Source organism: Streptomyces amritsarensis, from assembly GCF_001953875.1.
Taxonomy (GTDB): Bacteria; Actinomycetota; Actinomycetes; order Streptomycetales; family Streptomycetaceae; genus Streptomyces; species Streptomyces amritsarensis.
The window spans coordinates 16,689-31,081 of record NZ_MQUR01000062.1 but is presented as its reverse complement, the minus strand read 5'-3'; the positions used below and the strand labels follow the sequence as shown (position 1 = coordinate 31,081).

9 protein-coding genes are annotated in these 14,393 nt (G+C 73.8%); 4 read left to right on the top strand and 5 right to left on the bottom strand.

Annotated features, from left to right (window positions below; all coding sequences use genetic code 11):
- The first annotated feature begins 30 nt into the window (after nucleotides 1-30).
- The 3 genes from AVW11_RS23840 to AVW11_RS23830 are packed head-to-tail and all read left to right on the top strand — an operon-like array spanning nucleotide 31 to nucleotide 7,317.
- Nucleotides 31-873, top strand: a complete 843-nt coding sequence (locus tag AVW11_RS23840) for an SDR family NAD(P)-dependent oxidoreductase (RefSeq protein WP_076045814.1) — start codon at nucleotides 31-33, stop codon at nucleotides 871-873.
- A 43-nt stretch (nucleotides 874-916) separates the two neighbouring features.
- Nucleotides 917-5,611, top strand: coding sequence for a non-ribosomal peptide synthetase (locus AVW11_RS23835; RefSeq protein ID WP_158076162.1), 4,695 nt, complete (start codon nucleotides 917-919; stop codon nucleotides 5,609-5,611).
- Nucleotides 5,608-7,317 (top strand): AMP-binding protein, encoded by a 1,710-nt coding sequence (locus tag AVW11_RS23830; protein ID WP_060179320.1) that lies wholly within the window; start codon nucleotides 5,608-5,610, stop codon nucleotides 7,315-7,317. The genes AVW11_RS23835 and AVW11_RS23830 overlap by 4 nt, the downstream gene beginning before the upstream one ends.
- An 84-nt stretch (nucleotides 7,318-7,401) precedes the next feature.
- On the opposite strand, the gene AVW11_RS23825 is transcribed toward AVW11_RS23830, so the two are convergent.
- Nucleotides 7,402-8,760: a cytochrome P450 gene (locus AVW11_RS23825; protein ID WP_051700663.1), complete on the bottom strand. Its 1,359-nt coding sequence runs from the start codon at nucleotides 8,758-8,760 to the stop codon at nucleotides 7,402-7,404.
- Between the two features lie 131 nt (nucleotides 8,761-8,891).
- Here AVW11_RS23825 and AVW11_RS23820 point away from each other — a divergent pair, with 131 nt between their 5' ends.
- Complete coding sequence (locus AVW11_RS23820; RefSeq protein WP_076045810.1) at nucleotides 8,892-9,593, top strand: 4'-phosphopantetheinyl transferase family protein; 702 nt, start codon at nucleotides 8,892-8,894, stop codon at nucleotides 9,591-9,593.
- Between the two features lie 14 nt (nucleotides 9,594-9,607).
- Here the strand turns inward: AVW11_RS23820 and AVW11_RS23815 are convergent, their stop codons facing one another.
- Genes AVW11_RS23815 through AVW11_RS23800 form a run of 4 tightly spaced genes read right to left on the bottom strand, consistent with a single transcriptional unit; the run spans nucleotide 9,608 to nucleotide 14,389 of the window.
- Entirely contained in the window at nucleotides 9,608-10,858 is a 1,251-nt protein-coding gene (locus tag AVW11_RS23815; RefSeq protein WP_240528245.1) for a 3-deoxy-7-phosphoheptulonate synthase, read from the bottom strand.
- On the bottom strand, nucleotides 10,855-12,129 hold the full coding sequence (locus tag AVW11_RS38565) for an MFS transporter (protein ID WP_076045808.1): 1,275 nt from the start codon (nucleotides 12,127-12,129) through the stop codon (nucleotides 10,855-10,857). The genes AVW11_RS23815 and AVW11_RS38565 overlap by 4 nt, the downstream gene beginning before the upstream one ends.
- Nucleotides 12,126-13,484: a circularly permuted type 2 ATP-grasp protein gene (locus AVW11_RS38560; RefSeq protein WP_167389245.1), complete on the bottom strand. Its 1,359-nt coding sequence runs from the start codon at nucleotides 13,482-13,484 to the stop codon at nucleotides 12,126-12,128. The genes AVW11_RS38565 and AVW11_RS38560 overlap by 4 nt, the downstream gene beginning before the upstream one ends.
- Nucleotides 13,481-14,389: an aminotransferase class IV gene (locus AVW11_RS23800; protein WP_076045804.1), complete on the bottom strand. Its 909-nt coding sequence runs from the start codon at nucleotides 14,387-14,389 to the stop codon at nucleotides 13,481-13,483. Before AVW11_RS23800 ends, AVW11_RS38560 begins: the two co-directional genes overlap by 4 nt.
- Between the last annotated feature and the right edge of the window lie 4 nt (nucleotides 14,390-14,393).

Genomic DNA, 14,393 nt, shown 5'->3' with positions numbered 1-14,393 from the left:
ATCCGTCCCTCTCGGCAAAGGACCATCTCCGTGCGCGAAGTGAAGAACGCAGTGGCAATCGTCACCGGGGCGTCGCGCGGTGTCGGCCCGCACATCGCTGCGGAACTGGCCCGGGCGGGAGTCCGATCGGCACTCGTCGCCCGATCGGAGGACGATCTGCGGGCCACCGCGGAAAGGTTGGGACGCCTCGGCCCCGAGCCGCTGGTGGTGCCCGCCGACGTCTCCGACGAAGAGGCGCAGCGCAGGATCGTGGAAACGGTCCGCCGCGAACTCGGACCGGCCGCGATCCTGGTCAACAATGCCGGGATCGAGCACATCACCCGCTTCCAGGACGCCTCGGTCGAGAGCATCCGGAGGGTCCTGCTGGTGAACCTGTTCGGGGCCGAGGCCATGACCAGGCTGGTGCTGCCGGACATGCTCCAAGCCCGGCGCGGGCACGTGGTCAACATCGGCTCCGTGGGCGGGCGCACGGCCTATCCGTACGCCACGATCAACTCCTCGGCCAAGCACGGTCTCGTCGGCTTCACCTGGTCCCTGCGCGAGGAACTGCGCGGGACCGGTGTGGGGGTGTCGGCCGTGTACCCGACGCTGATCGCCGACGTGGGCATCTCCGCCGGCTGGCAGGCGGGCCGGCGCCCGCCGCTGCTCGGCAGGGTCGGGCCCGACGAGGTCGCCCGCGCGGTGCTGAGGTGCATCCGGGAGGACAGGGTGGAGATCACCGTGGCTCCCGTCATGGAGAAGGCCGCCGACGTGGTCAGCGCCCTCTCCCCGCGGCTCACCGCCTGGATCGCCCGAAACGGCGGCATCTACAGGTACCTGCGCCGGGTCGCCGACGCACAGACACGTTCGCAACAGCACTCTGAACCGGCCTGACCCGCCGGCTGATACGGGGGAACCGATGTCCGACCCTTCCGCTGTGCCCGCTCCCGACCGGGGCCAGGCCCTCAACCGCCTCCGGGACCTGCTGGCCGGGATCAACACCGACTACGACCGCCCGGTCGATCCGCAGGAGCCCCTGATCCTGGACTCGCTGGACGCCGTACGGTTCAAGTCCGCGATCGACACCGCCTGCGCGACCGACCTCCCCCTGGAGGTCCTCTTCGGCCCCTGCACGCTCGAGACACTCGCCGCGGCACTGCTCAACCACGGTACGGACGGGGGTCCGGCCCCGCAGCTGGTCCCGGCACCCGAGCGCGACCACGAGCCCTTCGGACTCACCGACGTCCAGCAGGCCTACTGGCTGGGCAGCCGGGGCTTCGACCTCGGCGGGCGCTCCGCCCACTTCTACGTCGAGGTCGACCTGTTCGCCGCCGACCACGAACGCGTCGAGGAGGCCTTCAACACCCTGATCGGCCGCCACGGCATGCTGCGCGCCACGCTGCTGCCCGACGGCCGCCAGCAGGTGGCGCAGGAGGTTCCGTACTACCGCTTCCGCCACCGCGACCTCAGCGGGCTCCCGGAGGCCGACGGCCGATGTCGTCTCGAAGAGACCCGCGAGGAGATGGCCGCCCAGGTCTTCGACCCGCACACCTGGCCCCTGTACGAGATACGCACCCACCGGCTCGACGCAGCCCGGCTCCGCCTCCACATCGGTATCGACCTGCTCTTCGTCGACGCGGGCAGCATCCAGGTCCTGCTGGCCGAGTGGATCCGCCTGATCCTCGACCCGGACTCCCTCGCCCCGGCCCCCGCGGCCACCTTCCGCGACTACCTCGACGGCCTCGCCGCGTACCGCAGGCAGCCCGGCCACGAGCGGGCCCGCGCGTACTGGCTGGACCGCGTCGACACGCTGCCGCAGGCCCCCGAACTGCCCGTCCGGCCCGTCGCCCACACCCAGGCCCCCGCCTTCACACGCCGCGAGCGGCGACTGCCCGGCCGCCTCTGGCGGCAGATCCGGGACCGCGCGACCGCCCGGGGCGTCACCCCCTCCGTGCTGCTGTGCGCCGCGTACGCGCAGGTGCTGCGCACCTGGAGCCGCTCGTCCCGCTTCACCCTCAACCTGACCCTGGCCGACCGGCCGCGCTGGCACGCCGACATCGACCGGCTGATCGGCGACTTCACCAGCACGGTCCTCCTCGAATGCGACCTCACCGGCGCCCCCGACCTGGCCACGGCAGCGCACCGGATCCAGGAACAGCTGCGCCGGGACCTGGCCCACGCCCGTTTCAGCGGTGTCGAGGTGCAGCGCGAGCTCGCCCGCCGCGGCGACGGCACCCAGGCCCGCATGCCCGTCGTCTTCACCAGCCTGCTGCGCGAGCAGGACAGCCTCGGCGCCCTCGAAGGCCTGGTCTTCGAGACCGGGTACGCCGTCTCGCAGACCCCGCAGGTCTACCTGGACAACCAGGTCGTGGCCCGCGGCAGCGACCTGCTGATCAGCTGGGACGCCGTCGAGGAGGTCTTCCCCGAGGGCGTCCTCGACGACATGTTCACCGCCTACGCCGACCTCGTCGAGCGCATCGCGGAACAGGACGAGCCCGCACCGGTCACCCCGCCGGAGCGGCAGCTCGCCGTCCGTCGCGCCGTGAACGACACAGCGGGACCGCAGCCGGGCGAACTCCTGCACTCCGCGATCGGCCGGCAGGCCGCCGCACAGCCCGACGCGCCGGCCGTGATCAGCGCCGACACCACCCTCACCTACCGCGAACTCGACCGCCGCGCCGACGCGATCGCCCACCGGCTGCGCGCACTGGGCGCGGCGCCCAACACCCTGGTCGCCGTCCTCATGCACAAGGGGTGGGAGCAGGTCCCGGCCGTACTGGGCGTCCTCCGCGCCGGAGCGGCCTACCTGCCCGTGGACGCCGGCCTGCCGCGCGACCGCGTCGACCGGCTCCTGGAGGCGGGCGGCGTGACCGTCGCGGTCACCCAGCCGGGCGCCCACGTCCCCGAGGGAGTCACCGCCCTGACCGTGGACCGCGAGCCGGCGCCGGACGCGCCGGACGGACCGGTCCCGGCCGCGGCCACCGGTCCCGACGATCTCGCCTACGTCATCTTCACCTCCGGCTCGACGGGCCGGCCCAAGGGCGTGATGATCAGCCACCGCGCCGCGGTGAACACGGTCGACGACATCAGCACCCGCTTGGCCGTGGGCCGCGAGGACCGCGTCCTCGGACTGTCCTCGCTCAGCTTCGACCTGTCCGTGTACGACGTCTTCGGGGTGCTCGGAGCGGGCGGGGCACTGGTCCTGCCCGCGCCCGGCGAGGCCCGCGACCCCGGCCGCTGGGCCGCCCTGGCGGACCAGCACCGCGTGACGCTGTGGAACACCGTCCCGGCGCTGCTCGAACTGCTCGTGGAACACTGCGAACACCAGGGCGCCGACTTCCCGCGAACGGTGCGCACGGCACTGCTCAGCGGGGATTGGATCCCGCTGAGCCTGCCCGGGCGGGTCCGGGCCGTCTCCTGCCCAGGCCCCGAACTGATCAGCCTGGGCGGCGCCACGGAGGCGTCGATCTGGTCGATCTGGCACCCGATCGACGGCATCGACCCCGAGTGGCGGAGCATCCCGTACGGCACCCCGCTGCGCAACCAGACCTGGCACGTCCTGGACGCCGACCTCACCGACAAGCCCGACCACGTCACCGGCGACCTCCACATCGGCGGCCTGGGCGTCGCCCAGGGGTACTGGGGCGATCCCGAGCGCACCGCCGCCCAGTTCCTCCTCCACCCGGTCACCGGCGAACGCCTGTACCGGACCGGCGACCTGGGCCGCTACCGGCCCGACGGCACCATCGAACTCCTCGGCAGGGACGACTTCCAGGTCAAGATCGGCGGTCACCGCATCGAGCTCGGCGAGATCGAGGCCGTACTCGGCGGACACCCCGGCGTCCGCAGCGCCGTCGTCGTCGCCCAGGACGGCAAGCGGCTGATCGCCTACGCCGTCCCCGAGAGCGGGGCCGACCTCGCCGAGGACGAGCTGCGCACGCACCTCGCCGCCAAGCTGCCCGCGTACATGGTCCCCGCCGTCGTCATGACCCTGGACCGGCTGCCGACGGGCGCCAACGGAAAACTCGACCGGCGCGCCCTGCCCGTGCCGCAGGCCCTCAACCCGGGGAACGAGCCGCCCGCGACCCGCGTCGAGGAGGCGCTGGCCCGCGCCTGGGCGTGCGTACTGCCGGTGGAGCGGATCGGTCGGCACGACAACTTCTACGCCCTCGGCGGCGATTCGCTCCTCGGCGTACGGGCCGTGGCCAAGGCGGCCGAACAAGGACTCCACCTCACCCTCGCCGACTTCTTCGCCCGCCCGACCATCGCGGAACAGGCCGCGTGCGCCACCGACCGGCCCACGGCCCCCGCGGACCAGTCGGAGATCACCGGCCGGTCCGGCCTGTCGCCCAGCCAGCTCTGGTTCTTCGCACAGGACTTCGCCGCCGCCGACCACTGGAACGGCATGTGGCCCGTCTTCGAGCTGGACCGGCCACTGCAACCCCGGGCGCTGCACCGGGCGCTGTCCGCCGTGCTCGCCCACCACGACGGACTGCGCGCCCGCTTCCTCGCGGACGAGCACGGGCCGTACGCCGAACTGCCCCCCGCGCGCACACCGGACACCTCCCTGGTCACGGACGTCGATCTCGGCGACGTCCCCGACGCCGACGTCGAGGCGGAGATCGCCCGACACGTCGCGCTCGGCAACGGAGCCCTCGACCTGGCCGCCGGCACGACCGTCCGGCTCACCCGCTTCGACCTGGGCCCGCACCGCAGGCCCCGGCTGCTGGTCAGCGCGCACTGGCTGGTCATGGACTACTACTCCTCCCGCATCTTCTACGAGGACCTGCGCACCGCCTACTTCGCGATCGAACGGGGTGACGACCCGGTCCTGCCGCCCAAGACGGCCCCGCTGCCGCAGGCCGTCGCGCAACTCCACGCACACGCATCGAGCGAGCAGGTCGAGGCGGAACTGCCCTACTGGAGCAGGCTCGCCGACCTCGCACCGCCGCCGCTGCCCGTCGACCACCGCCTCGGCCCGAACTCCCAGGCCTCCGCCGCCCGCCTCTTCACCGAGGTGACCGGCGAGAGTGCCGCCGCCGTGGTCACCGGACTGCCGCGCGCGACGGGCGCCGAGATCCGCGAGGTGCTGCTCACCGCGCTGGCCCGGGCCGTCACCGCATGGACCGGGCAGCCGGAACTGGTCGTCGAGATCGAGGGGCACGGCCGGCAGACCGCCTTCGGCCCGCTGGACGTCTCCCGTACGGTCGCCCGCTTCTCCACGCTGTCCCCGCTGGTCCTGCGCCCGGGCGGGCTCGCCGACGTACGCGACCAGATCAGGGAGATGCCCCACCAGGGCGTCGGATACGGCCTGCTGCGCCACCTGCACCCCGACCCCGCGGTACGAGCCCGGATGGCCCGGGTGCCCGTCCCGGAGATCGGCTTCAACTACTGGGGCGACGTCAGCGAGTACTTCACCGGCGACGCCCGCCCGGTCGTGGACTCCTTCGGGCACCACCGCAGCGACCTCGGGCACCGCACCCGCACCCTCGACCTGATGGCGATGGCCTCGGACGGAACCCTGCGCCTGGTGTGGACCTACAGCACAAACCTGCACACGGAGACGACGGTCCGGGCGCTGGCCGACCGCTTCACCGACGAACTGCACACGCTGGCGCGGAGCGCCGGATGAACGGGGACGACACGACCATGGACCACCCGCGTCCCGAGGACATGTTCGGCGCGGTGACCGTGCCCGAGGCGCTGGAACTCGCCGCCGCCACCCCGCGCGGCATCACCGTCGTGGGCCGGCAGCTCGACCAGAGCCCGCTGCCCTACGCACTGCTCGCCGCCGGAGCACGGCGGGTGGCCGCAGGGCTGGTCAGGGCGGGCGTGGGCAGGGGCGACCGCGTCGCGATCGTCTCCTCGACCTCGCCGGGATTCCTGCTGAGCCTGTTCGGCGCCTGGCGGGCGGGCGCCGTACCCGTGATCCTGCCGCTGCCGCACCGGCTGTCGGACCTGCCGGACTTCGTCGCCGAGGTCAACCGCCGGCTCGACCACGTCGACGCGCGCTGCGTGGTGGTGGCCGACGCCTTCGGGGACTTCGTGACCGGCCGGATCACCGGTGACCGGCCCGTACTGACCTGCGGTGAGCTGGCGGCGGAGCGCGAGGGGATCGGCGGGCCGGTCCTGACCCGGCCCGACGACCTCGCGTACCTCCAGTTCACCTCGGGCACCACCGGCCTGCCCCGCGCGGTCGCGCTCACCCACCGGCAGATGCTCACCAACGCCGCCGTGTGCTGCGAGCGGCTGGGGCTGGAGCGGGACCGCAGCGTGCACGTGAGCTGGCTGCCGCTCTACCACGACATGGGCCTGATCTCGGTGCTCGCCGGCATGGCCTACCGGATCAAGCTCGTCCTGCAGCCGCCGGAGGACTTCCTGGCCCGCCCCGACTCCTGGGTGGACGCCCTGTCGCGGTTCAGGGCCACCAGCACGGTGGCCCCCAACTTCGCCTACGGCCTCGCCGCCGAGGGCATGCGGCTGCGTCCGCGCGACCTGGACCTGTCGCACCTGGAGGTGTGCGGGGACGGGGCCGAGCCGATCCGCGCCGGCACGCTGGAGCAGTTCGTCGAGGCCGGATCCGCCTACGGGCTCAGGCCGCAGGCGATGACCCCGATGTACGGGATGGCGGAGGCGACGCTCGCCGTCGCCATGGGGGAGGCGACGCGGCCGCTGGTCTGGGACCACGTCTCCCGGGCCGGCCTGCAGGCGGGCGGTGTCGCCCGCCCGGTGCCCGCCGACGCCCCGGACGCCCGCGCGCTGGCGGTCTGCGGGCCGCCGGTGCCCGGCGTCCGCGTCGAGATCAGGGACGCGGACGGCACGCCGCGGGGCGAGCGGGAGGTCGGCGAGATCTGCGTGAGCAGCCCCTCCCTGATGCGGGGCTACTGGCGGGACCCGGAGGCGACCGCGGCCGTCCTGCGCGACGGCCGGCTGCACACCGGCGACCTCGGCTACCTCACCGAGGACGGCGGCGTGGTCGTCTGCGGCCGGATCAAGGACATGATCATCGTCTCGGGCCGCAACCTGTACCCCGAGGACTACGAGCACGTGGCCGCCAAGGTGGAGGGCGTACGGCCCGTGTGCGCGGCCTTCGCCCTGCCCGACACCGAGCGCATGATCGTGGCCTTCGAGTCCGCCAAGGGCGTGGCGGACCACCAGGAGGTGGCCGCCCGGGTGATGAAGCGGCTGCGCGAGCACCTCGGCCACGCACCCGACAAGGTCGTGGCCCTGGACAAGGGCGCGATCCCGCGCACCTCCTCCGGCAAGGTCCAGCGCAGCCTGTGCCGGGAGCGGTACCTGACGGGCCGCATGGAGGCCCTGGCCGAAGTCGCACGCTGACGCGGGACCGCGGCCGCCCCGGGGTGTGCGGGGCGGCCGCGGGTGCCCGGCCGCCGGCTCGACCGCCGGCTCGGCGGCGGAGGCTCAGCGGCGGCGGCTCACCACGAGGCGCGCGCCCCGGGAGGGGATCAGCGTCACGTGGTGGGCCTTCTGCCGCTCCGGAGCGGGCCGGTCGGGCCGGATCTCGTAGCGCCGGAGCACCTCGCGCAGCGCCACGGTCGCCTCCAGCAGCGCGAAGCCGGCGCCGATGCAGCGACGGGCGCCGCCGCCGAACGGAATCCAGGTGTTGGCCGGCGGCTGGCCGTCGAGGAAGCGCTCGGGACGGAACCGGTCCGGCTGGTCGTGGTACGCCGGGTCCGACTGCACCATGCCTATCGCGGGCATCACCGTGGCACCGGCGGGCAGCCGGTAGCCGCCGACCGTCAGCGGCTGCGTGAGCTGCCGGGCCACCTCGTACACCACCGGCTTGAGCCGCAGCGCCTCCTTGGCGACGGCCGTGAGGTACGCGTCGTCGCCCTCGTCCGCGGCGCGCTGCGCCCGGCGCAGCTGCTCCGGTCGGCGGACCAGCTCGTGCAGGGCCCAGGCCAGGCCCGTGGCCGTGGTCTCGTGCCCGGCCAGCAGGAGGGTGATGAGCTGGTCGCGCAGCTCCGCGTCGCTGAACCCGCCGCCCGCCTCCTCCGTCTGAGCGGCCTGGAGCAGGCGCGAGAGCACATCGGTCCGGCTGTGCAGGTCCGCGGCCCGGCGCCGCCGGCCGATCTCCGCGTACAGCAGCTCGTCCAGCCTCCGCTGGAGCCCGATGTGGCGGCGCCACGGCCCGAAGCGGGCAAGGAGCGGGTAGGGCAGTCCGAGCAGGGTGACCGGACCGATGTCCGCGATGCCGCGCACGAGCGGGCGCATCCGCCTCAGCCGGGCCTCGTCGGTCACCCCGAACACCACCTGGAGGATCACCTCCAGGGTCAGCGCCTGCATCCGCTCGTGGGAACCGAACACCGTCCCCTCGGGCCAGCTCTCCACCTCCGCCCGGGTCAGCTCGCCGACCATCTCCCGGTAGCCGGCGAGCGCGGCGCCGGTGAACGCCGGCATCAGGAGCCGGCGGGACCGGCGGTGCTCGGCCTCGTCGGTGAGGAGCACCGAGTGCTCGCCCAGGGCCGGCCCCATGATCGCGTTGCCCTCGCCCGCGTGCAGGACCTCCACCGGACCGCCGAAGACCGTCCTGATGTCCTCCTGCCTGGTGAGGATCACCAGATGGCGGGTCGGGGCCGTGAGGCGGAGCGTGAAGACGTCCCCGTGGCGGCGCTTGAGGTACGGGAACAGCCGGTGCCGGTACTGGGCGAACAGCAGGGTCTGGACCACAGCGGGCAGTCGGGGGCCGGGCGGCCGCCTCGTCGAACCGGTGACGGGCGCCGATAAGGCAGTGGGCAGATCATCGATACCGCTGGTCATCGCGGAAATCCCCCTCGGTGAACGAACTCGTGGGTTTCGTTCGCGTGCAATTGCCGGTCCCGACTCACGCTAGCAGCCGCGGTGACCCGCAGAAATGGCGGAAGAACCGTTCCGGTCGCTAGGGTCCCGACGTGCTCGAACTGATCCTTCCGGCCGTCGTCGCATGCGCCGAGAGCTTTGCCGACGTACCCGAATCCACCCTTTTTCCCGAGGAATCGGAAGCGCTCGGGCCGGCCCGCCACGAAGGGCGCCGACGGGAGTTCACGACGGTGCGGCACTGTGCCCGGCGGGCCCTCGCGGACATCGGCGTACCGCCCGTCCCGGTCCTGCCCGGGGAGCGCGGGGCGCCGGTGTGGCCGCCCGGGGTGGTCGGCAGCATGACGCACAGCGCCGGATACCGGGCGGCGGCCGTGGCGCGCAGCGTCCACGTGCGGGCCCTGGGGATCGACGCAGAACCCCATGCGGCGCTGCCCGGTGAGACGTTGGGCGCCGTCACCCGGCCCGAGGAGCGCGAGCGGCTGGCCGCGCTCGCCGCGGACTTCCCCCGGGTGCACTGGGACCGGCTGCTGTTCTGCGCGAAGGAGGCCGTCTACAAGGCGTGGTTCCCGATGGCCGGGCGCCGGCTGGGCTTCCGGGACGCCTCGGTCACGTTCGATCCGGCGGGCGGGACCTTCCGTGCCGAGATCGTGGAAGGGGCGGGGGAGGAGCCGCCCGCGCCCCTCGTCTACGAGGGACGCTGGACCGCCGGCCCCGAACTGCTCCTGGCCGCGGTGGTCGTGCCGGCCGGCCCCGCCGGAATCCGGCCGGAGCCGGCCGCCCCGCGGACGGGTTGAACCGGTCGGCAGGCTCACAGGCGCCAGGCGGACACGGCCGTGAGGGCCTGTTCCAGGTTCAGCCGGGGGTCGCACAGGGGCCTGGCGCGGCCCTCCAGCCCGGCGATGCCGCCGGCGTCGGCCACGCACTCCAACACGTCGTCCGCGGTGGCCTCCAGGTGGAGTCCGCCCGCGGTCCCGCCGGCGGACTCCACGGCCCGCCGGAAGCCGCGGACCTCGCGGACGACGTCCTCGACGAGGCGGGTCTTGCGGCCGGCGGGGGTGGTGACGGTGTTGCCGTGCATCGGGTCGCACATCCAGACCACGGGATGCCCCGCCCGGCGTACGCACTCCACGAGCGGGGGGAGGCTGCGCCGCACCGCGGCGGCCCCCTGGCGGGCGATGAGGGTGAGCCGGCCCGGCCTGCGCTCCGGGTCCAGCAACCCGCACAGCTCCATCAGCTCCGCGCGGGTCGTCGTCGGCCCGACCTTGCAGGCGACCGGGTTGTCCACCGTGGCCAGCAGCCGGGCGTGGGCGCCCCGGGGGGAGCGGGTGCGCTCACCGATCCACGGCCAGTGCGTCGAGGACAGCAGGGCCCGCCCCGATCCGTCCCCGCGGACCAGCGGCAGCTCGTAGTCCAGGACGAGGGCCTCGTGGCTGGTCCACGTCGAGGCGCGGGTCCACCCGGTGTCCGGCCGCAGGGCCGCGTGCACCGAGAGGGCCGCCCGGTAGCAGTCCGTCAGCCTGCGCGGATCGTGGCGGCGGGCGGCGGCGTCCGGCTCGGGGCCGTTGACCATGTGTCCCCGGAACACCGGGAGTTCCCGGCCCCGATGGCGCTCGGTGGGCCTGGAGCGGGGCTTGGCGTACTGTCCGCCCATACGGCCGACCCGTACCGTCGGCCTGCCGGTGACCTCGGAGAACGCGGCGGCGAGGGCGTCGAGCATGCGGACCTTGGCCCGCACCGCCCCGGGCGTGCAGTCCGCCGGGTCCTCGGCGCAGTCGCCGGCCTGGAGGATGTTCACGCTGCCCTGCGCCGCCTCCGCGACGAGCAGGCCGAACCGGTCGACATCGCCGGGGCCGACGAGCCCCGGCGCCGAGCGCAGGTCCCGGACGGCGGCGGGAAGGTCCTCGTGTGCGGCCCAGTCGGGCTGCTGCGGGGCGGGCAGTGCGGTGATGTGCTCCAGGGCGTCGGCCGGGTACGGTTTCCCTCCGTACCAGCCCGGTTTGTCGAGTAGAGGCAGGTCGTGCGGCATGGCGGTCCCCCTGGTGGCGGTGGTCGGTCTCATGCGGGCACCTCCCCGGCCGGCCGGTGCGGCGGCACGGCCGGCTTGACGGTCAGGCGGCGCACGCTGGAGCTGCACAGGGCGAAGCCGGTGGCCGCGACGACCAGGACGGCGCCGGCGACGAGGGTGGTGTCGATGCCGGCGTGCAGGGCGATCGGGCCGGCGGCCACCTCCCCGACGGGGATGGCCACGAACGAGCCGAGCGCGTCGTAGGAGTAGACCCGGGCCAGCTTCTCCTGCGGAATGTTCTCCTGGAGGGAGACGTCCCAGGCGACGGCCAGTTGTTCCAGTGCCACACCGTTGATGAACATCGCGACCACCAGCACGGCGACGTGCGAGGTCGTCCCGAGGGCGAGGAGCGGCACCGCCTCGAACGCGCCCACGGCCGCGCCGATCCGCAGGGCGTGGCGCGGCTGCGTGCGGGCGGCGATGAAGCCGCCCGCGAACGCGCCGGCCGTCTGCGCGGCGAGCAGCAGCCCCCAGGTCGTCCGCCCGAAGGACTGGTCGGCGATGGTCGGCCCGAGGACCTGGAGTCCGCCCGCGACCACCGCGTTGATGACGAGGAACTGCAGCACGACCACCCACACCCAGGTGCGGGAGGTGAACTCCGACCAGCCCTCGCGCAGTTCGGCCAGCGGCCGGACCGTCCCGGCCGGCGCCGCGGGCTTCCCCGCCGTCCGCAGGCCCGCGAAGCTCAGGCCCGCCAGCAGGAACACCGCCGCGTTGACGGCGATGCCCCAGCCGGGTCCCGCGAGGCCCACGACGATGCCGCCGGTGGAGGCGCCGAGGACCATGCCGGCGTTGACGGCCATCCGCACGACCGCGTTCGCCGGGCGGATCATCCGGTGCGGGACGGTCTGCGGCACGAGGGCGGCCGCGGCGGGCAGGGACACCGCCGACACCATGCCGTTGATCACGCTGATGACGACCAGCACCGGGATCGAGGCGAAGCCGAACAGCACGCTCGCCGCGATCACGGCCTGGGCCAGCCCGGCCGCCACGCTCGAACCCTGCAGCACCAGCCTGCGCGGCAGCCGGTCGGCGATCACCCCGCCGAACAGCAGCAGCGCCACGTTGGCCACCGACCGGGCCCCGACCACGATCCCGAGGTCGATCAGCGAACCGGTCAGGTCGAGCACCGCGAAGGAGAGCACGATCGGCGCCATGGCGTTGGCGAAGTACGTGGCCATGCGGCCGCCCGCCAGGCAGCGGAAGTTCCGCTGCCGGAGCGGGTCCAGCAGGGTGGGGGCGCGGGTCGTCCCGTCGGCGCTCACCGCCCGGCCGTCGGACTGTCCACGATCAGCACGCTGTTGGAGGCAGCGCCCTGATGGGTGTTGATGAGGTCGCCCGGTCGGGGACCGGCGTGCCGGACGTAGATCCCCGAGAGCCGGCGGCCGTACATCATCGGGCCGAGGACACAGGGGACGGCGGCGCTGCGGATCTCCCCGGTGGTGTCGTGGGCGAACTCGAAGGTGACGAGGTCGCCGTCCACCACCTGCTGGAGGACGTGGTCCCCCGATGCGGCGGCCGCCACGAGCCGTTCCCGCCACACCTCCCGCTCCACCGAGCGGCCCAGGGTCACCCCGGCGCCGCCGTAGCCGTCCCCGGGCTTGAGCACGAGGGACGACCGGTCCCGGCCCAGAGCGCCGGCCCCGGCGATCACGGTGTACGGAACGTGCCGGCGTACGAAGTCGCGGTCGGCCGGATCGAGCAGGTCGAGGTCCTCCCAGATCCAGGCCAGCACCCGCTTGTCGCTGACGGGGCTGGTCGCCTCGGGGGTGTACATGCGGGCCGTGCCCGCCCGCAGGGCCCCGCCCAGGGCGTCGAGCCCCGCACCGGCCTGCTCGACCGGCAGGAAGAGCCGGAACACCCCGTGCGCGACGTGCTCGCCGGCCCGCAGCCGCCGGCCGTCGTCGAGGGTCAGCCCGTCCAGCGGGTACCCGGTCACGGTGATGCCGTGCGCCTTGCCCCGTTCGGCCATGGGGGCGAGGAAGGAGATGAAGTCGTCCAGGTCCGCGAGGTGGTCCAGGCCGTCCTCGCGGAAGACGGGCACGACAAGGCAGTCGCCCTCGCTCAGGCCGAGGAAGGAGACCAGTTCGGTGAAGAACGCGTCGACCGCGGACGGCGGTGTGCGCAGCGGCCACCCCGACGGGTCCTGCCCGCCGGGTGCGCCCGAGTAGACCTCCTGGAACTGTCGGGCGACGAGGTCGGCCTCGATGGCTCCGCCGATCGCGCCGTCGATGTTGAGCTCGACGACCCGGGGAACGCCGCGCTCGACCATCACGTCGGCGCGTATCGAGGTCAGCAGCCGTTCGGTGAGCGGTTCGGCCGGGTCGAGCAGCGGGAACTGCGTCCGGGCCATGGAGAGCGCGTCGAGCAGTTCCCCGGCCGTCGACACCCGGCGCAGACAGGCGTCGAGCACCAGGCCCGCCGCCCGGTCCGCGACCGCTCCGACCAGCGCGTACGCGTCGGCGTCCAGCAGCAGCGGCCGGGTGGGGCACCAGGAGTCCGCCGGGCGGGGCACACCGGCGTGCCCGCGCCGCCAGTGCTCCCGCCCGAGCGCGTCGATCCGGTCGCACACCTGCGCGGGGAGGGTGTCGTACAGGTCGGTCACGCGTACGTCGCTCACGGGCGGGCCGCCCACCGCTCGCGGCCGGGCAGCAGGCCCAGTTCGGCCCGTCCGTAGGCGCGCACGATCTCGGCGACCACGGCATTGCCCGTGTCGAACGCGGTGTCGTCCAGGCACCGGACGGGGCGCACCCCGCCGGCCGTGCTGGCCACGCACACGGCGTCGCAGGCCGACAGGGCGGCCGCGGTCAGCGGACCGCGGTCCACCTCGTAGCCGAGACCGCCCGCGATCTCGATCACGGAGGCCACGGTGATCCCGTCGAGCGCGGCGGGGGAGTCGGGCACCAGCAGCGTGCGGCCGCGCACGCCGAAGACGTTCTGCACGGTGCACTCGGCGACGAACCCGGTGTCGTCCAGCAGCAGGGCGTCGTCGTAGCCGCGCCGCTGCGCGTCCATCCACGCGATCCGGGAGCCCAGGTAGCCGGCGGACACCTTCGCCTTCGTCGGGAAGGCGTGCGGGCTGAGCCGGGCGACCGGCGACAGCGTCAGCCGCGGCTGCTGCGCCCGGATCACCGCGTCGAAGGACGACACGTCGAAGGCCAGCACCGCCACCTGGGCCTCGCTGCCGGGCGCCGCCAGGCCGAGCACCCCGTCGCCGAGGAAGGCGACGGGCCGCAGGTAGGCCCGGCGCAGGCCGTTGGCGGTCAGCGTCTCGTGGCAGGCGGCGGCCAGTTCGGCGGGGGACTGCGCGAGCGACAGTCCCACCAGGCGGCACGACTCGGCGAACCGGGTCATGTGCTCCTCCAGGCGGAAGACGTGGTGGCCTTCCCGGCCGGAGGGGAAGGCGGAGAGGCCCTCGAAGACGCAGAGCCCGTAGTGGAGGCTGTGGTTGGCGAGGGTCAGGGCGGTGTCCCCGGCGGGGACGACGCTGCCCTGCCACCACATGAGCTTGGCTGGTTCGTTCATCCTT

Coding starts and splice junctions, on each gene's coding strand:
- AVW11_RS23830 (WP_060179320.1), top strand. CDS start 5,608: ATGAACGGGGACGACACGACCATGGACCACCCGCGTCCCGAGGACATG.
- AVW11_RS23825 (WP_051700663.1), bottom strand. CDS start 8,760: ATGACCAGCGGTATCGATGATCTGCCCACTGCCTTATCGGCGCCCGTC.
- AVW11_RS23815 (WP_240528245.1), bottom strand. CDS start 10,858: ATGAGACCGACCACCGCCACCAGGGGGACCGCCATGCCGCACGACCTG.
- AVW11_RS23800 (WP_076045804.1), bottom strand. CDS start 14,389: ATGAACGAACCAGCCAAGCTCATGTGGTGGCAGGGCAGCGTCGTCCCC.